General features: G+C 35.4%; 19 protein-coding genes and 3 tRNA genes. 16 read left to right on the top strand and 6 right to left on the bottom strand.

The window, feature by feature from the left end; translation table 11 throughout:
* Window positions 1–89: 89 nt before the first annotated feature.
* Complete coding sequence (locus tag JX304_RS02510; protein WP_205011124.1) at window positions 90–851, bottom strand: ParB/RepB/Spo0J family partition protein; 762 nt, start codon at window positions 849–851, stop codon at window positions 90–92.
* Window positions 852–922: 71 nt separating this feature from the next.
* The gene (locus JX304_RS02505) at window positions 923–2104 is read right to left on the bottom strand and encodes a S1C family serine protease (RefSeq protein ID WP_205011123.1); all 1182 of its coding nucleotides are present in this window, start codon (window positions 2102–2104) and stop codon (window positions 923–925) included.
* Between the two features lie 204 nt (window positions 2105–2308).
* Between JX304_RS02505 and rlmH the strand changes: the two genes are divergently transcribed.
* The 6 genes from rlmH to JX304_RS02475 all read left to right on the top strand — a co-directional run bounded on the left by rlmH (window position 2309) and on the right by JX304_RS02475 (window position 5545).
* Window positions 2309–2788 carry a 23S rRNA (pseudouridine(1915)-N(3))-methyltransferase RlmH gene (gene rlmH / locus JX304_RS02500; RefSeq protein ID WP_205011122.1) on the top strand — a complete coding sequence of 160 codons (480 nt, stop codon included), beginning with the start codon at window positions 2309–2311 and terminating at the stop codon, window positions 2786–2788.
* 42 nt (window positions 2789–2830) lie between these two features.
* Window positions 2831–2904, top strand: a tRNA-Arg gene (locus JX304_RS02495).
* A 341-nt stretch (window positions 2905–3245) separates the two neighbouring features.
* Complete coding sequence (locus tag JX304_RS02490) at window positions 3246–4586, top strand: sensor histidine kinase (protein WP_205011121.1); 1341 nt, start codon at window positions 3246–3248, stop codon at window positions 4584–4586.
* Complete coding sequence (locus tag JX304_RS02485) at window positions 4583–5341, top strand: response regulator transcription factor (protein WP_205011120.1); 759 nt, start codon at window positions 4583–4585, stop codon at window positions 5339–5341. The genes JX304_RS02490 and JX304_RS02485 overlap by 4 nt, the downstream gene beginning before the upstream one ends.
* Before the next feature lie 50 nt (window positions 5342–5391).
* Window positions 5392–5463: transfer RNA gene (locus tag JX304_RS02480), tRNA-Glu, on the top strand.
* Window positions 5464–5471: 8 nt separating this feature from the next.
* Window positions 5472–5545: transfer RNA gene (locus JX304_RS02475), tRNA-Asn, on the top strand.
* Between the two features lie 98 nt (window positions 5546–5643).
* Here JX304_RS02475 and JX304_RS02470 read toward each other — a convergent pair.
* Together JX304_RS02470 and JX304_RS02465 are read right to left on the bottom strand one after the other, a co-directional pair.
* Window positions 5644–8211 (bottom strand): YfhO family protein, encoded by a 2568-nt coding sequence (locus JX304_RS02470; RefSeq protein ID WP_205011119.1) that lies wholly within the window; start codon window positions 8209–8211, stop codon window positions 5644–5646.
* A gap of 55 nt (window positions 8212–8266) precedes the next feature.
* Complete coding sequence (locus tag JX304_RS02465; protein ID WP_205011118.1) at window positions 8267–9886, bottom strand: ATP-binding cassette domain-containing protein; 1620 nt, start codon at window positions 9884–9886, stop codon at window positions 8267–8269.
* Window positions 9887–10091: 205 nt separating this feature from the next.
* On the opposite strand from JX304_RS02465, the gene trpS reads away from it, so the two are divergent.
* Together trpS and guaB are read left to right on the top strand one after the other, a co-directional pair.
* The gene (gene trpS / locus JX304_RS02460; RefSeq protein ID WP_205011117.1) at window positions 10092–11120 is read left to right on the top strand and encodes a tryptophan--tRNA ligase; all 1029 of its coding nucleotides are present in this window, start codon (window positions 10092–10094) and stop codon (window positions 11118–11120) included.
* A gap of 144 nt (window positions 11121–11264) precedes the next feature.
* Window positions 11265–12746 carry an IMP dehydrogenase gene (gene guaB / locus JX304_RS02455; protein WP_205011116.1) on the top strand — a complete coding sequence of 494 codons (1482 nt, stop codon included), beginning with the start codon at window positions 11265–11267 and terminating at the stop codon, window positions 12744–12746.
* 45 nt (window positions 12747–12791) lie between these two features.
* On the opposite strand, the gene recF is transcribed toward guaB, so the two are convergent.
* Both recF and yaaA read right to left on the bottom strand, forming a co-directional pair.
* Window positions 12792–13886 (bottom strand): DNA replication/repair protein RecF, encoded by a 1095-nt coding sequence (gene recF, locus JX304_RS02450; protein WP_205011115.1) that lies wholly within the window; start codon window positions 13884–13886, stop codon window positions 12792–12794.
* Window positions 13886–14248 (bottom strand): S4 domain-containing protein YaaA, encoded by a 363-nt coding sequence (yaaA, locus tag JX304_RS02445; protein WP_205011114.1) that lies wholly within the window; start codon window positions 14246–14248, stop codon window positions 13886–13888. Before yaaA ends, recF begins: the two co-directional genes overlap by 1 nt.
* A 155-nt stretch (window positions 14249–14403) precedes the next feature.
* Here yaaA and yfmF point away from each other — a divergent pair, with 155 nt between their 5' ends.
* The 8 genes from yfmF (at window position 14404) to JX304_RS02405 (ending at window position 21180) form a co-directional block, all read left to right on the top strand.
* Entirely contained in the window at window positions 14404–15651 is a 1248-nt protein-coding gene (gene yfmF, locus JX304_RS02440; RefSeq protein ID WP_205011113.1) for an EF-P 5-aminopentanol modification-associated protein YfmF, read from the top strand.
* Window positions 15652–15659: 8 nt separating this feature from the next.
* The gene (gene yfmH, locus JX304_RS02435) at window positions 15660–16934 is read left to right on the top strand and encodes an EF-P 5-aminopentanol modification-associated protein YfmH (protein WP_205011112.1); all 1275 of its coding nucleotides are present in this window, start codon (window positions 15660–15662) and stop codon (window positions 16932–16934) included.
* A gap of 26 nt (window positions 16935–16960) precedes the next feature.
* Window positions 16961–17359: a helix-turn-helix domain-containing protein gene (locus JX304_RS02430; RefSeq protein WP_205011111.1), complete on the top strand. Its 399-nt coding sequence runs from the start codon at window positions 16961–16963 to the stop codon at window positions 17357–17359.
* Window positions 17360–17399: 40 nt separating this feature from the next.
* Window positions 17400–17939 (top strand): CDP-diacylglycerol--glycerol-3-phosphate 3-phosphatidyltransferase, encoded by a 540-nt coding sequence (gene pgsA / locus JX304_RS02425; protein WP_205011110.1) that lies wholly within the window; start codon window positions 17400–17402, stop codon window positions 17937–17939.
* Window positions 17940–18764, top strand: coding sequence for an energy-coupling factor ABC transporter ATP-binding protein (locus tag JX304_RS02420; protein WP_205011109.1), 825 nt, complete (start codon window positions 17940–17942; stop codon window positions 18762–18764).
* Window positions 18749–19591, top strand: a complete 843-nt coding sequence (locus JX304_RS02415; protein WP_205011108.1) for an energy-coupling factor transporter ATPase — start codon at window positions 18749–18751, stop codon at window positions 19589–19591. The genes JX304_RS02420 and JX304_RS02415 overlap by 16 nt, the downstream gene beginning before the upstream one ends.
* Window positions 19584–20381, top strand: coding sequence for an energy-coupling factor transporter transmembrane component T family protein (locus JX304_RS02410; protein ID WP_205011107.1), 798 nt, complete (start codon window positions 19584–19586; stop codon window positions 20379–20381). Before JX304_RS02415 ends, JX304_RS02410 begins: the two co-directional genes overlap by 8 nt.
* Before the next feature lie 157 nt (window positions 20382–20538).
* Window positions 20539–21180: a LysM peptidoglycan-binding domain-containing protein gene (locus JX304_RS02405; RefSeq protein ID WP_205011106.1), complete on the top strand. Its 642-nt coding sequence runs from the start codon at window positions 20539–20541 to the stop codon at window positions 21178–21180.
* The last annotated feature ends 88 nt before the right edge of the window (window positions 21181–21268 follow it).

The following is a 21268-nucleotide window of genomic DNA, read 5'->3' as shown; positions in this document are numbered from 1 at the left end:
TAACTAGAAAATATCCTTATTTTTCTGCTATTTGCAAAAGATTATTATGGTGGAAAAGATTGTCAATACAAAAAATAAAAATAACAGCCTTATTTGAGGCTGTTGATAATTCGTTGGTATTCATCGAGACTTGAAAAAGAAATTTGGATAGTTCCTTTATTTTGCGAAGAGGAGTGTATCGTCACTTCTGTTCCCAATATTTTTTTCAATCGTTGTTCCTCTTCTAGTAGGAAACTTTCTTTTACTTTTTTATTTTTCTGTTTTCTTTTTGAACTGATCTTGTTTTCTAATGTTCGAACATTTAAATGATCCTGTTTGATTCGCTCTAACCAAAAGCGCTGCTCTTCTTCATCAAGAGGAACGAGAACACGCGCGTGAGCCGAAGAAATGTCATTTTGAATGACCGCTTCTTGAACAGAGGGAGCTAGATGTAACAAGCGAAGCATATTGCTAATATAGGGTCTAGATTTCCCCATAAATTGAGCGATTTGGTCGTGCTTATAGCCATGATCAACGAGCTTCTGGTAGGAGATAGCTTCTTCAATTGGATTGAGATCTTCTCGTTGAAGATTTTCAATAATGGCTTGTCGCATCATTTCTTGATCCGTTAACTCTTTAATAATCGCAGGAACAAGTTCTAATCCAGCAATTTTTGAAGCTCTAAACCGTCTTTCACCTGCAAGCAATTCAAAACCAATTATTGGAGATTTTCTGACAATAATGGGTTGGATTAAGCCATTTTCTTTAATTGACTGAGCCAGTTCTTCTAATTTTTCTTGATCAAATACTTTTCTTGGTTGAAAAGGATTGGTTCTAATATCTTTTATTGCTAGTTTTTCAAATTTTTCCATCTTATGAATAGAATAACACACCTTTACAAATTCGTAAAGGTGTGTTTACAAGTATGTCAAGAAAGTGAAAGTTAATTGCTCAGATCCTCAGTTGATTTTGTCAACTTGATAGAAGTTGTTTGTTGTTTTCCATCACGATAGAATGTGACCTTGATCGTATCATTGATTTGGTGAGAATAGAGGGCAGATTGTAAATCTGCAGTTGACTCGATATCTGTATCGTCGATCTTTGTGATCACATCGTAGCGTTGCAATTTATCTGAAGCAGGCATGTTTTCAAGTGTTGAACGAACCAGTACTCCTCCAGAGATTTTTTCAGGAAGTTTTAATTGGCTTAAATCAGAAGTTGAAAGGTTGGATAAATCTATCATTTGGATTCCAAGAGCTGGACGCACAACTTTTCCTTTTTCTTCTAGCTGCTTGATAATATTGACAACATCATTTGCAGGAATTGCAAATCCCATTCCTTCTACTGAAGTTTGTCCATTATTTGAAATTTTACTTGAGGTAATCCCGATGACTTGTCCTTGTATATTGATTAATGGACCTCCAGAGTTTCCTGGGTTGATGGCTGCATCTGTTTGTAGGGCGCGTGTAGAGATATTTTGTCCATTGTCAGCTTTTAAATTAACATTTCGACCTTGACTGGAAATAATCCCTTGGGTAACAGAATTAGCATAATCTGTTCCAAGAGGGCTACCGATCGCAATCGCAGTCTCACCGACCGTTAATTGATTTGAATCTCCGAATTCAGCTACTGCCTTTGCTTTATCCGCACTAATGCGAACTACTGCAATATCAGAATAGACATCTGATCCAACTACTTCTCCAGGGACTTTATTACCATCTGCTAAAAGAATATCTACTTTTTTAGCACCATTGATGACATGGGTATTGGTAACAAGGTAGGCATATTTTCCTTCTTTTTTATAAATGACCCCAGAACCTTCACTAGAAATTTGTGAGTCAGAGTTTTCTTCTTTTTCAAATAATCCTTGATTCGAAGAATCAGAATAAGTAATCACAGAAACTACAGCATTTTTCACCTTATCGACGGCCTCACTAGTTGAGGTCGTATTTTTATAGGCTGTTTTAACAGTGGTTGAGTGGACCTGCTTACTTTCAGTATTTGATGTAGAAGAATGAGATGTTTGTATGGTTAAAAAGGTTCCAAGAATCCCACCTAGAAAACCTACAACAAAAATGAGGGCTATGTTTCCAACTTTTTTCAGTAAATTAGATGAAGATTTCATATTTTCCTCCTAAGTCTATCAAATTGTCTAGAGTATAGAAAAACTTTCTTAATTATATCTTAAATAACTAAAGTTATCCACAATTTGTGGATAACTTGTAGAATTTAGTTGAGAAAGGGCTTTATAAAGGACTTTATAGAATAGCTTTCCTTTCTGTACCTGTGTATTATTTGTGGAATTAAAGAATTATGCTACAATAGGGGAATGAAAATTAAATTGATAACCGTTGGAAAATTAAAAGAAAAATACTTAAAAGATGGAATCGCGGAGTATATTAAAAGACTTGGTCGATTTGCAAAAGTAGAACAGATTGAGTTAGTTGATGAAAAAACTCCAGATCGTGCCAGTCAACTCGAAAATAAACAAATCCTTGAAAAAGAGGGCGAGCGAATTCTCTCTAAAATTTCAGATAAGGAATATGTGATTGTATTGGCCATCGAAGGAAAACAATTTCCTTCAGAGAAATTTAGTCAAACGATTGACCAGATTATGACATCTGGTTATTCAAATCTTACTTTTGTTATTGGAGGCAGTCTTGGTCTGTCTCCTGAAGTTAAAAAAAGAGGAAATCTATTAATGAGCTTTGGTCAATTAACTCTTCCTCATCAGTTGATGAAATTAGTGTTGGTGGAACAAATCTATCGTGCTTTCATGATTCAACAGGGGAGTCCTTACCATAAATAACCTTGACGCTCCTTCCTTTTTCTGTTAAAATGAAGTAAGTTCGGTCTCATAGCTCAGCTGGATAGAGCATTCGCCTTCTAAGCGAACGGTCGCAGGTTCGAATCCTGCTGGGATCAAATGAAAGATGCAGCTTTTGCTGCATCTTTTCTTTTATGTAAAAATGTATAAATTTTCATTATCTATTAATTTTTGTATACTTCACTATAGACAAATAGGAATGAAATGATTTATTAGAAATAATTTTAAAAATAATTAAAAATCCCTATATAGTACAAAGTGTAGATGATATAAATTGTGTAAAATAGTTTTCATTCATGTAACAAAAACATTACAATTTTACCTATTCCCTTTAATTTTAGGCTATTTTATATTATAATTTTTTGTATATAAAATTTTATTTTTTTATAATAATACTAGAGTATAATAAAATAGAAAAAAACAAAGTGGGAGAGTTTGTGTGATTCAGTCATTAGTCTTGTCTTTTCTTTTAGGAGGGATCATTGTTCTGACGTTTGCATTAGTGGACGAAAAAATCTATCAGGAACATCAATTTGCATTTATCTTTTTGCTGAGCACCTTTGTTCTTCTTTTTGAAAGTCTCTTAGTATTTTTAGATGTGACTTTATTTTCAAATATTCGACTCTCTGATTTAAATATGCTCTTATGGCCGGTTTATTTATATCCTTATTATCATTATGCCAATCGGACGAATCGCTTGTGCGCTATTTTTTATTCTTTTTTTACTTATTTAGCGGTTGAAGGAACAGCAACTTTTCTGACGATAATTGTATCTTCAGTATTGGGAGATGCATTTGTAGCAGCTTACTCGATTGTCTACAATATGTGTATTCGTTTGGTTTCTTTAGGAATCATTTTGAAGTTGATTGACTTATTTGAATTTGATTTCACTCCTTTTTATGAGAAAGAATTTGAAAAATATTTAAAAAGACTTATCTGCGTCTATTTTGCTATATTTGTAGTAATTAATTTTGCTTTATGGATTAGTGAACAAGCGCAATATAAAAATTTTGGGAGTATGTTGGCAACGATTTGTTTTTTCTCTTTTGTAGTCAGCTTATTTCATATGAAAATCGAGCGAGATCAGTATCGTAAAAATTTAGAACTGGAGTATAAAGAATTTTCTGAGCAACAAATGAGTCGGTATATGGCTGAAATTCAAAGTCTCTATTCTATTGTTAGGGGATTTCGTCACGATTTGGGAAATTTAGTGATTTCTATGTCATTAGCTATTGAGGAAGAAAATATTCCAGAAATACAGAGAATCCATAGAGAAGTATTGGAAAAAGGTTATAAAGAAATCAACACAGAAGAATTATCGGGATTCAACCTGGTCAATATCAAAGATTCTGCTTTACGAAGTATTTTGATTCGAGGATGGTTGGATGCAAGAGATGCTGGGGTAGAAATGACCTTTGAAACGAGTGAACCAATCGAGCAACTACCCGTTGATTTATTAGATATTGTGAGAATTGTTGGGATTCTGGTGACAAATGCTTTGGAAGCTTCAAAAGAAGCGGAAGAAAAGAAAGTTCATGTTGCTATTTTTTCTATTTCAAAAATTGTTTACTTAGTGATTCATAATACAACAAATGAAATCACTTTTGATATCAGAAAAATATATGAAGAAGGCTATTCGACAAAAGGAGAAAATAGAGGACTAGGATTAAATAATGTGAGAAAAATCTTAGCAAATTATGGAACGATGTTTTTAGAAACAGAATTGCAAGGAAATCGTTTTTTACAAGTTTTGAAGATTGGAGGATATGAACAAGAATGAAGATTTTTTTATTAGAAGATGAGCTCTCTCAACAGATACGGGTAGAAAAACATATTGCAGAAATTGCTAAGGAATTAGAAATTAAACTTGACGTGATTTCTACCGGTAAAATTACGGAATTTGAAAATTATATCCAGCATTCGGATATCCACCAATTATATTTTCTAGATATTCATATCCAAGATAATGAGTACTGTGGGCTAGAAATTGCTCAAAAAATACGAGAAGCAAATCCTTATGCCATTATTGTTTTTATTACTACAAAATCAGAATTCGCTTCGATTACCTATCGTTATAAAGTATCTGCCTTGGATTTTATTGATAAAAATTTAAATGAAGATTTATTTAGATTAAAAATCAAGGAGTGTATTGAGTATCTAACAACTATTCAAATTGGAAATGATGATTTGACAGATTATTTTGAGTATGACTTTAAGGATAAAAAGATAAAAATTCCATTTAAGGATATTCTTTATATCGAAACGGTTGGATCTGCTTATAAATTAAACTTAGTTGGGAAAAATTTTCAAAAAGAAATTGCGGGAAGTTTATCAGATGTCTTGGAGAAAGATGTGGAGGAGAGATATTTCAGTCCCCATCAATCTTTTATTGTGAATAGAAGTATGATCATTGGAATGGATAAGAAAAAGAAACAGTTGTTATTGAAAGAAGGGTATTCTTGTCCAATCTCAAGAAGCAATATCAAACGTGTCAAAAAATTAATTGAAGAGCAAAATTTAGAGTTTAGTGCTTGACAATTAGTTAAATTTTGATATAATGGGATATGTTCTGTTAATGAATATATGGTCCGTTGGTCAAGGGGTTAAGACACCGCCTTTTCACGGCGGTAACACGGGTTCGAATCCCGTACGGACTATATCTCATTCCGCCATAGCTCAGTTGGTAGTAGCGCATGACTGTTAATCATGATGTCGTAGGTTCGAGTCCTACTGGCGGAGCTAGTATAGCACCCATTTGGGTGTTATTTTGTTTTGAAAAAGGCTAGGATAATTGCTATCCTAGCCTTTTATGTATAAGTGAACGATGTATAGATTTCTTAGCTTTTTCGTCTTTTTATTTGTCTCCATTCGTAGAGGAAAAAGAGAATGATTCCAAGGAAAAAGGCAATGATTCCTTCAACGAAGCCTTGAGGAACAAATGTTAAAGTGACTGTTCCAGATCCTTTTGGAACACGAACTCCCATCAATCCTTTCTGGATGCGGTGAATTTGGATAGGTTTTCCATTTTGTTTAGCTGACCATCCTTTATCGTAAGGCAGTGTAAAAATTAGAGTCGTATTTCTATTTGCGTTATAAGTTGCTACTACTTTATTTTTCTTTTTGTGAATTGCAACCTTTTGTTGACGAATGCTAGTGATAGCTTGTGTATATTGGTCAAGATCCAGAGCAAAAAATTCTGGTGTATTAAAAGAGACTGTCGAATTTTCTGGAAAACTTATACGAATAGTAACTGTTTCTTCTGTGTCAAAATGGCCAATTGAAAAGAATGGAAAGGCATTATCAATGGTATAGCGTTGAGTCTGTCCATTGTAGTCGACTTCAATCTCTTTCCGATTATCATTTGAAAATTGTAAATTTGGAACATTGACATATAGTTGGCTATGGGCAGGAACCGTTACTTCATATTGAATACTTGCGTAGGATAGATGACTATCTTCTTCAATTTTTGCAGTTTGCAACGAAGATGCAGTGTTTTGTGAAGTAGGCGAGAGAATAGGTAATTTCTTATAAAATTTATATTTTTCATCTGTGATTTGATGGATGAATCGTGTTTGATTATCCAGTGTCAAATTTGTAAAGGAAGTATTTTTATAAGGTTTTGCTGACAGCAAGGCGATTGGTAAGGCATATTCATTTTCTGAAAGTGAGACTCCACTTTTGGTTGCAATCTCTTTAAATCCAAATTTTTTAACTGGTTGTTGGCTTAAATTATAGCGAACACCAAATAGACTATCCATTAAAATAGAATTGTTTTGGTACCGAAGATTGAGGTTGGTTCCTTCAGATTTAAATCCAAGTTTGTCCAATGTCGAGCTAGCATCCGTATTTCGTACAGATGAAAATTGAGAAATGCCATTATAACCATATTTCATGCTATCATTGCCCGTTTGGGGCTGTAGAATCTCAGTCCGATAGTTTGAGTCTGTCTTTCCTCTTACTAAGGATTGGATGGCTTTTAAGTCGCGTTCGTAGGATGACCGAGAAGCAAAGACCCATTCATTCGCAATTCCTTCCATTTGATAATAACCATTCACCGATAATTCAAAGATGGAGAAAAAAAGGATCGAAAGATAGAAAAGTCTAGGCGGTATTTTTTTAAAGATAAATCCTAAACAGACTAAATAGAAAGCGATTAAAAATTCAAAAGTAACAATGAAATTGACAGCATCTAAAAATTTATAGTGACTGCTGTAAAGAACAGTTACTCCAAATCCTAGAATAAGGAGGAAACTAGCAAGACTAAAACGAATCCAAGTGATCTCCTCTATTCGATTTAGAACTTCTCCTGCCATTAAAATAATTGTCAAAGAAAAGATCCAAGAGTATCGATGAAGAAACATATTTGGCGCGTGCATACCTTGCCAAAGGAGATCTAATATTTGAAAACGAAAACTCAAAATAAGAATGGTCAATAGTATAAAGTAAGAAAGTTTCACGTGAAACTTGATCGACTTTACAAAGAAAAAGGTGATTGCTAGTAGCAGTGGAAATAGCCCTATGTAGATCATTGGAATGGATCCATATTTAGTAGTGTCAAAACTTCCAATGAAATTTTTTGCAAATACGTCAAGATACCAACTTTTTTCTGTAAAGATACTGTCAACCTTTGAAAAATTTTCTCCATGAGTGCGTAAATCTAAGAAGGTAGGATATAACATTACTAGACTTGTTATAACTGATAAAAGAGATACAATCACAAAATGGAAGAAACGTTTTCCAATTTCCTTTATGTTCCATGACAGTTGTGTCAAGTACCATAATATGAGAAAAATAGACATCATAAATCCAAAATAATAATTTTGGATAAACAAACAGGTTAAACTGATAAAGTAGAGAATCTCTCCCTCATTGTAAATGAGTTTTTTGAATCCATAAAGAATTAATGGTGCTAGGATAAAAACATCTAGCCAAGTTTTGATTTCAATTTGGCTGATAGCAAAGCTCATCAGAGCAAATGAGGTTGAAAGGGTAAGAACCAGGGATCTTGGAATTTTAGAAAACATTCCATGTAAACTAATATAAGTACTTAATCCAATAGCTCCAAATTTAAGAAGAGTGATGAGATAAACAGCATCTGGCATGGATTGTGCATTAAAGAAGTAGACAAGAGGAGAAAAGAAACTTCCTAGATAATAGCTACTGAGTGCATAGAAATTAAGGCCTAATCCACTTTGAAAACTGTAAAATAGGCTATCTGTCCCATGTAAAATATTTCGAAGTGTGGTATCAAAAATGACATACTGATGATAACCATCTCCTAACAATGGGGATGTCTCACTGTTCCAGTAGATTCCTTGTGAGAGGTAAATAAAGAACATCATGATCACTGGAATCAGGAAAGAAGATACTGTAAAAAGGGATGTTTTTAGCTTTGTTTTGTTCATATATTTCTACTGAAAGAGCCTGAAATAAGGATTTCAGGACTCTTAATTTTTATGATTAATTCCAAAGTTCTTTCACTTTTGCTTGAACTTCTTCATTTTCAAGAAACTCATCATAGGTTTCATCAATGCGATCTATCACGCCGTTTTTTGAAAGAACGATAATATGGTTGGCGAGTGTTTGAATGAATTCGTGGTCATGGCTGGCAAAAATAATCGATTCTTTAAAATTCTTCAATCCGTCATTCAAACTTGAAATAGACTCTAAATCCAAGTGATTGGTTGGATCATCCAGTACAAGGACGTTTGACTTGAGGAGCATCAATTTAGATAACATGACACGAACTTTTTCTCCACCTGACAAGACGTTGACAGACTTGTTAACTTCGTCGCCAGAAAAGAGCATGCGTCCTAAGAAACCACGAAGGAAAGTATTGTCATCTTCTTCTTTACTTGCAAATTGACGAAGCCAATCAAGAATAGTTTCTCCACCTGCAAAATCTCGGCTGTTGTCTTTTGGTAGATAAGATCGACTAGTTGTAACTCCCCACTTGACAGTTCCTTCATACTCAATATCATCCATCAATGCACGGATCAAAGCGGTTGTTTGAATATCGTTCTGTCCGATAAGGGCTGTCTTATCACCAGGACGTAAGATAAAGCTGATATTGTCAAGGATGGTTTCTCCATCGATCTTGACAGAAAGATTTTCTACTGTCAAGAGATCGTTACCGAGTTCTCGTTCAGCCTTAAAGTTGATAAATGGGTACTTTCGACTAGATGGAACAATTTCTTCTAACTCAATCTTGTCAAGCATTTTTTTACGAGATGTTGCTTGTTTTGATTTTGAAGCGTTGGCTGAGAATCGTGCGACAAACTCTTGTAATTGTTTAATTTTTTCTTCAGCTTTTGCGTTTCTATCTGCTTGTAATTTTGCTGCCAGTTCAGAAGATTCTTTCCAAAAATCATAGTTTCCGACGTAAAGTTTAATTTTCCCAAAGTCGAGATCCGCCATATGGGTGCATACTTTGTTCAAAAAGTGGCGGTCGTGAGAAACAACGATAACCGTATTTTCAAAATCAATTAGAAAATCTTCTAACCAGGTAATGGATTGAATATCGAGACCGTTGGTTGGTTCGTCTAAAAGAAGGACATCTGGTTTACCAAAAAGTGCTTTAGCTAGGAGAACTTTCACTTTATCCCCGTTAGCTAACTCGCTCATCGTTTGATAATGAAGGTCTTCTGAAATATTTAGATTTTGAAGCAATTGAGATGCTTCACTTTCTGCTTCCCATCCACCGAGTTCGGCAAATTCACCTTCAAGTTCAGCTGCACGGACGCCGTCTTCATCAGAAAAATCTTCTTTCATGTAGATAGCATCTTTCTCTTTCATAATGTTGTAGAGCTTTTCATTTCCCATAATGACAACATCGATGACCCGTTCGTCTTCATAGTCAAAGTGATTTTGACGCAAAACGGACAAACGTTCATCAGGACCGAGAGAAATATGACCTGTTGTTGGTTCAATATCTCCAGCTAAAATTTTTAAAAAGGTTGATTTTCCAGCACCGTTGGCACCGATGAGACCGTATGTATTTCCCTCTGTAAAGTTAATATTGACATCGTCAAACAATTTTCGATCACTAAAACGTAGTGAGACGTCTGATACTGTAAGCAATGATATTCTCCTCTTTCTATAATGTCTTCATTTTACTAGAAAATAGGGGAAAATTCAACTTTTTTAGTGTCAATTTATTTTTACAATCATGTAAACGAAATTGACAATTCAGTAAAGTGTTAATTTGGTACAAACATAGAGGATAGACTAACATTTTCAACTAGAAAGTGCTATAATGATAGGGATAACGATTAAGGAGAAGAGTATGACAAAACCCATCATTTTGACAGGAGATAGACCAACAGGAAAACTCCATATTGGCCACTATGTAGGTTCTTTAAAAAATCGCGTCTTGCTACAAAATAAAGACGAGTATAATATGTTTGTTTTTTTAGCAGACCAGCAAGCTTTGACAGACCATGCAAAAGATCCAAAAACGATTGTAGAATCTATTGGAAATGTTGCTTTGGATTATCTGGCAGCTGGCCTAGATCCTGAAAAAGTAACAATTTTCATTCAAAGTCAGATTCCTGAATTAGCAGAATTGACTATGTACTACATGAATCTTGTATCTTTGGCGAGACTTGAAAGAAACCCAACTGTAAAAACTGAGATTTCTCAAAAAGGATTTGGTGAGAGTATTCCAACAGGATTTTTGGTATACCCTATTTCACAAGCAGCCGATATTACAGCATTTAAAGCCAATTTTGTTCCGGTAGGAAATGACCAAAAGCCAATGATTGAGCAAACTCGTGAGATTGTTCGTTCCTTTAATCATGCATACAACACAGATACTTTGGTCGAACCAGAAGGAATTTATCCTGAAAATGAAGCAGCTGGTCGCTTACCTGGTTTAGATGGAAATGCTAAAATGTCTAAATCGTTGAATAATGGCATTTACCTAGCTGATGATGCAGATACTTTAAAGAAAAAAGTGATGAGTATGTATACTGATCCGGATCATATTAAGGTAGAGGATCCAGGAAAAATTGAAGGTAATATGGTATTTCATTATCTGGATGTATTTGGCCGTCCAGAAGATGCAGCTGAAATTGCAGAAATGAAAGAACATTATAAACGTGGTGGACTTGGTGATGTAAAAACTAAACGATATCTTCTAGAAATTTTGGATCGTGAATTAAGACCAATTCGTGAAAGACGTCTTGAGTTTGCAAAGGATATGGGAGAGGTCTACTCTATTCTTGAAAAAGGAAGTGAGCGCGCTCGAAGTGTAGCTGCTCAAACGTTAGATGAAGTAAAATCAGCGATGGGAATTACCTATTTTAAAAAATAAGGGTTTAAAAATAGGATAGAAACAATTTTCTTCGGTTCCTTTACAATTTACCAATAAAAGATTGACAAATTGCGATAGAATGGTATGATATTAACAATAAAAATTAGAGCCTTGCTCAAATAAAAAGAAAAGAGGATCCAGCTAATGTCTAATTGGGACACAAAGTTTTTAAAAAAAGGGTTTACATTCGATGATGTGCTTTTGATTCCAGCAGAAAGTCACGTATTACCTAATGATGCAGATTTAAGTACACAATTAGCAAGTAATTTACGCTTGAACATCCCAATCATTACTGCTGCTATGGATACAGTGACGGAAAGTCAAATGGCAATTGCTATGGCACGTGCTGGTGGACTTGGTGTGATCCATAAAAATATGTCAATTGAGCAACAGGCAGATGAAGTACGCAAAGTAAAACGTTCTGAAAATGGGGTTATTATTGATCCATTCTATTTGACACCTTCTCATACAATTGCAGAAGCAGATGAGTTGATGGGACGTTACCGAATCAGTGGTGTTCCTGTTGTTGAAACACTGGAAAATCGTAAATTAGTTGGTATCTTAACAAACCGAGATTTGCGTTTTATTTCTGATTACAATCAACCCATTTCAAATCATATGACAAGTGAAAACTTGGTAACTGCACCGGTTGGAACCGATTTAGAAACAGCTGAACGTATTCTACAAGAGCACCGTATTGAAAAATTACCATTGGTAGATGACAATGGTCGTCTTTCTGGCTTGATTACAATCAAAGATATTGAAAAAGTTATTGAGTTTCCAAATGCGGCTAAGGATGAATTTGGTCGCTTACTTGTGGCTGGTGCTGTAGGGGTTACTTCAGATACTTTTGAACGTGCAGAAGCTCTGTTTGAAGCTGGTGCAGATGCTATTGTCATCGATACTGCTCATGGACATTCTGCAGGTGTTCTTCGTAAGATCGCAGAAATTCGTGCTCACTTCCCAGATCGTACCTTGATTGCAGGAAATATTGCAACAGCTGAAGGTGCGCGTGCATTATTTGATGCAGGGGTAGACGTAGTTAAGGTCGGAATTGGTCCAGGGTCAATCTGTACAACTCGTGTTGTTGCAGGGGTTGGTGTCCCTCAAGTTACTGCTATTTATGATGCAGCTGCTGTAGCTCGTGAATATGGAAAAACGATCATTGCTGATGGTGGTATCAAGTATTCAGGAGATATTGTCAAAGCACTCGCAGCTGGTGGAAATGCGGTTATGCTTGGCTCAATGCTTGCAGGTACAGATGAAGCACCAGGTGAAACAGAAATCTTCCAAGGTCGTAAATTTAAAACATACCGTGGTATGGGATCTATTGCAGCAATGAAGAAAGGTTCTAGCGACCGTTACTTCCAAGGATCTGTCAATGAAGCCAATAAATTGGTTCCTGAAGGAATTGAAGGACGCGTTGCTTATAAAGGTTCTGTAGCAGATATGGTCTTCCAAATGATCGGTGGTATTCGTTCAGGTATGGGTTATGTTGGTGCGGCAACCATTCAAGATTTACATGATCATGCCCAATTTGTTGAAATGAGTGGTGCGGGATTGAAAGAAAGTCATCCTCACGATGTTCAAATTACAAATGAAGCTCCAAACTATTCAGCACAATAAGTTTACTAATGTGTAAATAAAATTAACAGCACCTTGACATTTTTGTCAAGGTGCTGTTTTAATATGACCAGCTTGAACAGTGAAAATTTTCAACTCTTCAGGCAGTTCTTTTAAATGATCGAGAGTTGTCGTTGTAATAAATGTTTGAATATTATTAGAGATGGTTTCCAGTAATTGAAGTTGACGATAATTGTCAAGCTCACTCATGACATCGTCAAGTAATAAAATAGGCTTTTCTCTTGTGATTTCTTCCATCAATTCGATTTCTGCTAATTTTAGAGAAAGAACAACACTTCGATGCTGACCTTGACTACCAAAGGTAGCATTCATATTATTGATAAAAAATGCCAAGTCATCCCTGTGAGGTCCAATACTTGTTGTTTTCCTAAAAATATCCTTCTGACGATGTTTTTCTAACATGGAGAGAAACTGTTCCTCTATATCATTTACTTCTTCAGAAAAAACAGTTGACTGATATTGAATTGATAGGTCTTCTTTGTTGTTAGAAAGTCGAGTGTGTTTTTCTTTTGCTTTAGTTTCTAATTTTTTTATAAAATCAAGTCGATGATGGATGACGCGACTTCCAAAACTAGCTAGTTGTAAATCTAAAACCTCTAAAAATGTAGCATCAATTTTTTCCGAATTTTTTAGGTAACTATTTCTTTGTTTCAGAACATGGTTGTATTGAGATAAGTCGGATAAGTAAATAGGTTTCATCTGACCTAATTCAATGTCAATAAACTTTCGACGTCCTACAGGTGATCCTTTGATCAGTTGCAAATCTTCAGGTGCGAAAAGGACAACATTCATATGGCCAATATAGTTCGATAATTTGGCTTGTTTTAAATGATTTACTTTAGTTATCCGACCTTTTGGCGTCAAGGAAATTTCTAATGGAAGTGGGCCAGTTTCTCTTTGTAATTGACCAGAAACTTTAAAATCAGTGGATTCAAAATAGATAAGATCTCTATCATTTCGTGTTCGATGACTTCTAGTTAAAGCCAGAAAATAGATTGATTCGAGAATATTTGTCTTTCCTTGAGCATTTTGACCTAGGAAAATATTTAATCCAGGATGAAACTCGACTTTAAGTTCTTGATAATTTCTAAAATGTTGAATGGATAACTGTTTTAACCACATTACGAGATACCAGGAAAGCGAATCGCTTTTTCTTTTTTGTTAATCTTTGTCGGTTCTTTCTTTTGTTGTTGATTGAGCTGCTTGACAAGTTTAGCAACACGTTCCTTTTCTTCCTTCTCTTTGAGATGCTCTTCTATTTCCTCTTTGGAAGGCTCAAGAATGGTGATAGTAATACTCAGTTCAGGAATATCAATTTGGTCATTGACACGAAGTTTACGACCTCTCCGTTGTTCTAATTCACCATTAACAAAGACTTCTTTTTCTTGAAGAAAGGCTTTAATTGCACCACCACTCTGTATAATACCGAGTTCTTTTAAGATTGCTTGTAATGTAATAAAGTCATCAAATAATTTGTAATTCATAGTTCACCTCTTTGCGTGTTATTATACCATATTTTTGGTTTTTCTAGGGTAGAGAATGTTGAGTGATTTGAGGAGTTTTTTCACAGTTTGAATTAGGATTTTAGTGTGATTTCGTGTTATAATGAAAGTTACTATTGAGTAGAACGAGGATGAAAATGGAATTAGTTAAGGGCGTGAATCTTCACTTTCTTCAATCAAAAAAATTTAAAACCAATAAAATTAAGGTCCGTTTTTCATCGCCATTAGATGAAAATACCGTGGCTGCGCGTGTTTTATTAGCCTGTATGATGGAAACTGCAAATCAAAAATATCCAACTTCACAAATATTCCGTGAAAAATTAGCGAGTCTATACGGGGTAGAATTGTCAACCTCAGTCTCTAAGAGGGGGCGTGTTCATTATGTTGATTTGAATATTTCCTTTGTGCGCGATGACTTTTTGAGCAAGAAAAATGTTCTTACCGATGAGGTTTTGGACATTATAGAAGCTATCTTCTTTTCACCCTTGGTAGTAGAAGATCACTTTGACAGTGATACATTTGACGTTGAAAAGAAAAATACGATTTCCGATTTGGAGTCAGAAATTGAAGAGCCTTATTATTATGCACATGGGCAATTGAATCAACTATTTTTTGAAGATGAAACAATCGGGATGTCAAGATTGGGGAAAGTTGATTTAATGAGACAAGAGACAGCTCAAAGTTCTCTTGAACAGTTTCATCAGATGCTCCAATTAGATAATATTGACTTCTTTTTCATAGGCGATTTTAATGAGGTTGCTATTGTGGATCGAGTGAACCAGTTTGAATTCAAACCACGTGATAATGATTTATCTGTCAACTATCAACAATCTTTTACAAATATTGTTAGAGAAAAGTTAGAGCAAAAACAAAATCAACAATCTATTTTAGAATTAGGTTACCATTTCTCTACCCAGTATGGAGACCCTCTCCATATTCCACTAGTTGTATTAAATGGAATGTTGGGAGCATTCTCGCATTCAAGACTTTTTCAAACAATTCGTGAGAAAGAAGGTCTCGCTTACACCATCTCTAGCCATTTTGATATTTTCACAGGCTTTATGAGAGTTTTTGCAGGTATCGATAAGGAATCTCGTACGAAAGTAATGACCTTGATTATGCGACAGTTGAATGATTTAAAACGAGGTAAATTTACAGATTCAGAGCTTCGGTTGACAAAAGAAATGTTGGTGAATACGACCTTATTAGCACAGGATCGACAAAATACCTTGATTGAAAGGGAATATCTGAAAACGATCCTAGAAACGAAAGTCCTTTCCTTAGAAGAATGGTTAGAATCCATCAATAAGGTTAGTAGAGAGGACATTATTGAAACGGCAAAAACAATTAATTTACAGTCTGTTTATTTTATGGAAGGAAAGTAGTGTGAAGATTGAAAATTAAAGAAAAATATTATGAATCAGTTGGTGAGCAGGTTTACTTTACACGCTTGTCAAACGGGTTGACTATTCATTTAATTCCCAAAGAAGATTATTATGAAACCTACGGAATGATCACAACTAAGTTTGGCTCAGTGGATACACGAATTCTAGTGAATGGTGATGAAAGACAATATCCTGCAGGAATTGCTCATTTTCTAGAACATAAAGTATTTGAAGATGAAAATGGTCAAGATTATTTAAAAAAATTCGTTCATTTAGGATCGGAAAGTAATGCCTTTACAAGCTTTACAAAGACAAGTTATCTTTTCTCAACAACTTCAAAAGTCCCTGAAAATATTCAATTGTTATTGGAGATGGTTTCAAAGGTTTCCTTTACAGAAAAATCTTTATCTAAGGAAAGAGAAATCATTCAACAAGAAATTGGAATGTACCAAGATAGTCCAGACTATCGATTATTTTTTGGTGCTTTAGAAAATTTATATCCTGGAACACCGTTATCAGATGATATTGCTGGGACTAGGGAGTCTATTTCTGACATTACAATAGATAATCTCCGTGAAAACTTTGATCTCTTCTATCATCCCTCTCAAATGCACTTATTAGTGATCGGGAACTTTGATGTTGATGAAGTATTGCAAGTAGTAAAGGAATATGATCTGACTCCTCCTCATCCTTCTATTGAGTTAGAACGTTTTCCTGTAGAAAAAAATGAATTGAAATTGAATCAATCCTGTAGAATGGAAGTTGTTGCTCCTAAGTTGGCAATTGGAATTCGAGGAAATGATATCATTAAGGAAGAGGAAACATTTCGCTATAAATTGATGTTGAAATTACTATTTTCAATGATGTTTGGTTGGACTTCGCAACGATTTCAAAGTTTATATGAAGCTGGAAAGATTGACAACTCATTGACACTTGAAGTCGAGGTTGAAGAATTATTTCATTTCGTTATTTTGACAATGGATACTCAAGAACCGGTCTCCTTATCTCATCAATTTAGGTCAGCGATCAAACAATTTGAGAAGGATCCAGATGTGAATCAGGAACATTTGGATACGATTAAAAGCGAAATGTTTGGTGATTTCTTACAAGGTTTAAATTCGCTTGAGTATAGTGCCACTCAGTTTGAATATTTTTCGGACGGTAGCACTTCTTATGATCTTCCAAAGATTTTACAAGGTATTAGTTTACAAGATATCATCAAATTAGGTCGAAAGTTTATCGACCAGGCTGAGATGGTTGACTATATGATTTTTCAAAAGTAGTACACAATGTATTAAGAAGGGAAAACATGAAGAAGAGAACGATTGGTCAAGTGTTAAAACTGTCAAGAGTAAATTTACACTTAAGTTTACAGGATGTGTCAAATAAGACAGCCATTGAAATTCCTTATATAGAAGCGTTGGAAAACGATGAGTTTGATCTACTACCAAGTCCCTTTTACGCCCAGATCTATCTTAAAAAGTTAGCATGGGCTTTGGGATTAGATGAGTCCATCCTATTGACAGCTTTTCGTGAAGGAAAAGAATTGTTATTTGATGAAGAAATACTTGTAGATGATGAAGAGCTTCATTCAAGAAAATTAAGACAGAGAACAAGCTGGTTACCAATTCTATATTATCTGCTAGTTAGTTTTGCTATTCTTGGATTTGTGATTTATATCGTATATTTTTATAAGTTTACAGCATGAGTAAAATAGCTGTAAAGGTAGTTTGTTTTTTGGAGGAAGTATGAAAAAAGAAAATATTCCTAATGCATTGACATTAATTCGAGTTGTGATGATTCCAATTTTTATTGCCATTTTAAGTTTAAGTCACTCTTATCTAGGACATATTGTATCAGCAGTTATTTTTGCAATTGCTAGTATTACAGATTATTTAGATGGCTTTCTTGCACGAAAATGGAAGGTAGTTAGTAATTTTGGTAAATTTGCCGATCCGATGGCAGATAAATTATTGGTCATGTCAGCCTTTATCATGATGATTGAATTAAAAATGGTTCCTGCTTGGATTGCAGCCGTTATCATTTGTCGTGAGTTGGCTGTTACTGGTTTGCGTCTTCTACTTGTTGAGACAGGTGGCACAGTTCTTGCTGCAGCCATGCCAGGAAAAATTAAAACCTTTAGCCAAATGTTTGCCATTATCTTTTTGCTTTGCCATTGGACTCTTCCAGGGCAAGTGTTACTTTATATTGCATTGATTTTCACAATTTATTCTGGTTACGACTACTTTAAGGGAAGTAGCTATCTCTTTAAAGACACATTCAAATAAATGAAACAGATGATTGAGCTAAAAAATGTATCCTTTCGATACGATAAAACAGTAGACGAGTATCAAATTGACACGGTTTCGTTTCACGTGAAACAAGGAGAGTGGCTTTCAATTGTTGGACACAATGGTAGTGGAAAATCTACAGTTGTACGCCTGATTGATGGTCTTTTGGAAGCTGAGTCTGGTGAGATTTTCATTGATGGAAAACAACTGACTCGTGAAACTATATGGGAAATCCGTAGTAAAATTGGGATTGTATTTCAGAACCCTGATAACCAATTTGTTGGTGCGACAGTGGAAGATGATGTTGCCTTTGGTTTAGAAAATCAAGGAATTCCACGGGAAGAAATGCTTCAACGTGTGGAGAAGGCTATTGAGCAAGTCGGTATGCTGGAGTTTAAAGATCGCGAACCATCTCGTTTGTCAGGTGGTCAAAAGCAACGGGTGGCCATAGCAGGTATTATCGCCTTGAGACCAACTATTATTATCCTTGATGAAGCAACTAGTATGTTAGATCCAGAAGGTAGAGAGGATCTAATGGCGGTAATGAGAGAACTTCAGAAAAAATTTCAATTAACAATTATCTCCATTACCCATGATTTAACCGAAATTGCCTTAAGTGATCGAACACTCGTCTTTCAAAAAGGAAAACTAGAGTCTTCTATGACGCCGAGGGAATTATTTTCAAGAAAGGATCTCAGTGAGATTGGACTAGATAAGCCGTTTAGTAAGCAGGTCCAAGAATCTCTCAGTTCGCATTTTCCACTAAAACAGGATTATCTAACAGAAAGTGAGTTATTAGACCAACTATGGGAATTTCTTTAAAGAATGTCTATTTTACTTATCAAGAGGGAAGTCCTTTTGAAGGGCAGGCGCTTTCTGATATTAGTTTGGAAATAAAAGATGGATCTTATACAGCCATCATCGGGCATACTGGTAGTGGCAAGTCTACTTTGTTGCAATTACTAAATGGTTTACTGCGTCCGACTAAAGGAACAATTCAGTTTGAAAATTTTGTTTTAGATAACAATTCTGAGCCAAAAGAAATGAAGTACCTGAGAAAAAAGGTCGGTTTGGTTTTTCAATTTCCAGAAAGTCAGTTGTTTGCAGAAACTGTTCTAGCTGATGTAGCCTTTGGACCACAAAATTTTGGGGTGCCTAAGGAAAGAGCTGAAGAAATAGCTAAAGAAAAATTATCAATCGTTGGTTTAGAAGAGTCTATCTATGATAAAAGTCCATTTGAACTATCTGGTGGACAAATGAGGCGGGTTGCGATCGCGGGTATTTTAGCTATCGAACCAGAGATTTTAGTATTGGACGAGCCGACAGCAGGGCTAGATCCTGCTGGAAGAAAGGAATTGATGGCGCTGTTTGAGACATTACATAAAAATGGGATGACCCTAGTTCTGGTAACTCATACGATGGATGATGTAGCAAATTTTGCTGATACTGTATTTGCTTTGGAAGCGGGAAAACTTGTCCTAAACGGATCCCCAAGGGAAGTGTTTCAACAGGTTGAGTATTTACAAAAACTTCAATTAGGAGTCCCACAAATTACGAATTTTGCTCTTCAATTGAAAAAAAGGGGGCTTCCTCTGGACAGACTACCAATCAAAATTGAGGAACTAAAGGAGCTGTTACTTCATGAATAATATGATCCTGGGAAGGTATATTCCTGGAAACTCCATTATCCACCAACTGGATCCTCGTGGGAAATTGCTCTCAATGTTTTTATTTATTTTTCTTCTGTTTTGGGCCAATAACATGCAGACCAATCTTTTGCTATTTGGCTTCATCTTTGTTTTAATGTATTTAACGAGGATTTCGGTTAGTTTTTATATTAAAGGCTTAAAATCAATGATTTTTATCATTGCTTTTACAACTATTTTTCAATTATTTGCGACCTCTCAAGGAACTATTTTGTATCAATGGTGGTTTTTTAAATTAACCGACCAAGGATTGATGCAAGCCGCCATCATATTTTGTAGATTTATTTTAATCATTTTTTATTCGACGATTTTAACCGTGACGACGACACCATTGAGTTTAGCAGATGCTGTTGAAAAGATCCTTACCCCACTAAAAATTATTAAGGTTCCAGCTCATGAGATTGGGTTAATGCTATCTATGAGTTTGCGCTTTGTTCCAACCTTAGTAGATGATACGAATCGAATTATGAATGCGCAAAGGGCGCGTGGTGTTGATTTTGGTGAAGGAAATCTATTAAAAAGGATCCGTTCCTTTATTCCTATCCTCATTCCTCTATTTGCTTCTAGTTTTAAACGCGCAGATGCATTAGCAATTGCGATGGAAGCGAGAGGGTACAAAGGCGGTGAAGGACGAACACGCTATCGGACTTTGCAGTGGGGAGTAAAAGACACCCTGGCATTGCTCGTTATTCTGTGCCTCATGTTGATAGTTTTTTATCTGAAAAATGGATAGAGCTAGTTCTATTGGTTCAAAAATAAGTAAAAAGCGCTATACAAAGCGCTTTTTACATTAAATTCACATATTCTTGTAACATTTGTAATATATTCTACAATAAACTGTAACATTTTGTGTGTATGATAGAATTATGTTCGAAAGGAGAATAGAATTCATGAACAGTAAAAAGTTCCAATGGACAGTCACTTCCCTACTTTCAGCAACATCACTTTTCATTTCTGGTATTGCTACAGTGAATGCTGAAACTTATCAAGTGAAGTCTGGAGATACTCTATCAAAAATTGCACTAGAAAATAACACTTCAGTAGAAAATATTATTGCATCTAACAATCTGACTAATGAAGATTTGATCTATGCAGGACAAATTATTGAGTTAGGTGAGCGTTCAAAATCTATGATTGATAAAGTTGCTCCACAAGAGCAAGCAAAACCTACTGAAAGTACACCTGCAGCAGCACAAACTGCTCAAAAACAAACAACTTATGCAGCAAATGCTGCAGTGACTTCTGCACAGGCATCAAATGGAGGGATCGTCCTTTCAAACGGAAATACTGCTGGAGCTCAAGGATCATACGCAGCTGCGCGTATGGCTGAAATGACAGGTGTTCCCGCTTCTACTTGGGAAGCTATCATTGCCCGTGAATCAAATGGTCAAGTGAATGCAGCAAACGCTTCTGGAGCAAGTGGTTTGTTCCAAACAATGCCAGGTTGGGGATCAACTGCAACAGTTGATGATCAAATCCAGGCAGCATATAATGCATACAGCTCACAAGGTTTATCAGCTTGGGGTTATTAAAAAAATGAGGCTGGGACAAAATGTACTGACCCCAAAAAGTTAGACAATTAATTTATCCAAAGGATTTAGTTCTGTATTGCACAGGACT

The sequence above is a fragment of the Streptococcus parasanguinis genome, assembly GCF_901875555.1.
Taxonomy (GTDB): domain Bacteria; phylum Bacillota; class Bacilli; order Lactobacillales; family Streptococcaceae; genus Streptococcus; species Streptococcus parasanguinis_H.
The sequence above is the reverse complement of the archived record's forward strand: the minus strand, read 5'-3'. Positions and strand labels throughout refer to the sequence as shown.

Coding starts and splice junctions, on each gene's coding strand:
- JX304_RS02415 (WP_205011108.1), top strand. CDS start 18,749: ATGGGAATTTCTTTAAAGAATGTCTATTTTACTTATCAAGAGGGAAGT.
- JX304_RS02470 (WP_205011119.1), bottom strand. CDS start 8,211: ATGAACAAAACAAAGCTAAAAACATCCCTTTTTACAGTATCTTCTTTC.
- JX304_RS02430 (WP_205011111.1), top strand. CDS start 16,961: ATGAAGAAGAGAACGATTGGTCAAGTGTTAAAACTGTCAAGAGTAAAT.
- JX304_RS02505 (WP_205011123.1), bottom strand. CDS start 2,104: ATGAAATCTTCATCTAATTTACTGAAAAAAGTTGGAAACATAGCCCTC.
- JX304_RS02410 (WP_205011107.1), top strand. CDS start 19,584: ATGAATAATATGATCCTGGGAAGGTATATTCCTGGAAACTCCATTATC.
- JX304_RS02510 (WP_205011124.1), bottom strand. CDS start 851: ATGGAAAAATTTGAAAAACTAGCAATAAAAGATATTAGAACCAATCCT.
- JX304_RS02405 (WP_205011106.1), top strand. CDS start 20,539: ATGAACAGTAAAAAGTTCCAATGGACAGTCACTTCCCTACTTTCAGCA.
- guaB (WP_205011116.1), top strand. CDS start 11,265: ATGTCTAATTGGGACACAAAGTTTTTAAAAAAAGGGTTTACATTCGAT.
- JX304_RS02485 (WP_205011120.1), top strand. CDS start 4,583: ATGAAGATTTTTTTATTAGAAGATGAGCTCTCTCAACAGATACGGGTA.
- yaaA (WP_205011114.1), bottom strand. CDS start 14,248: ATGAATTACAAATTATTTGATGACTTTATTACATTACAAGCAATCTTA.
- rlmH (WP_205011122.1), top strand. CDS start 2,309: ATGAAAATTAAATTGATAACCGTTGGAAAATTAAAAGAAAAATACTTA.
- trpS (WP_205011117.1), top strand. CDS start 10,092: ATGACAAAACCCATCATTTTGACAGGAGATAGACCAACAGGAAAACTC.
- yfmF (WP_205011113.1), top strand. CDS start 14,404: ATGGAATTAGTTAAGGGCGTGAATCTTCACTTTCTTCAATCAAAAAAA.
- pgsA (WP_205011110.1), top strand. CDS start 17,400: ATGAAAAAAGAAAATATTCCTAATGCATTGACATTAATTCGAGTTGTG.
- JX304_RS02420 (WP_205011109.1), top strand. CDS start 17,940: ATGAAACAGATGATTGAGCTAAAAAATGTATCCTTTCGATACGATAAA.
- recF (WP_205011115.1), bottom strand. CDS start 13,886: ATGTGGTTAAAACAGTTATCCATTCAACATTTTAGAAATTATCAAGAA.